Annotated in this window: 1 pseudogene; it reads left to right on the forward strand. The window is 60.9% G+C overall.

Annotated features, from left to right (window positions below):
• A pseudogene (locus tag AAEZ06_RS26910) lies at nt 1–363 on the forward strand (type IV secretion protein Rhs); the annotation flags it as partial.

The following is a 363-nucleotide window of genomic DNA, read 5'->3' on the forward strand; positions in this document are numbered from 1 at the left end:
GACGCCTTCGGCAACCTCCTGCGCGAACGCCGAGGTCGCGCCCAGCAACTGGTCACCGAATACCGCTACGACTGCCAACACCGTCTGATCACTGTCACCCAACCCGACGGCACCCACGCCAGCTACCGCTACGACCCGTTTGGTCGGCGCATAGCCAAAACCCTCAACGGCCAAACCACCGAATTCTTCTGGCAAGGCGACACGTTGATCGCCGAACACAGCGCCGATCACCACCAAAGCTACATCTACGAGCCCAACAGCTTCCGCCCGCTAGCCCTGCTTGAAGGCTTTGGCCCAGAAGCCACTAAACCCTTCCACTACCAACTCGACCACCTTGGCACGCCCCAGGAACTGACGAATCCC

The sequence above is a fragment of the Pseudomonas sp. HY7a-MNA-CIBAN-0227 genome, from assembly GCF_040310325.1.
Taxonomy (GTDB): Bacteria; Pseudomonadota; Gammaproteobacteria; order Pseudomonadales; family Pseudomonadaceae; genus Aquipseudomonas.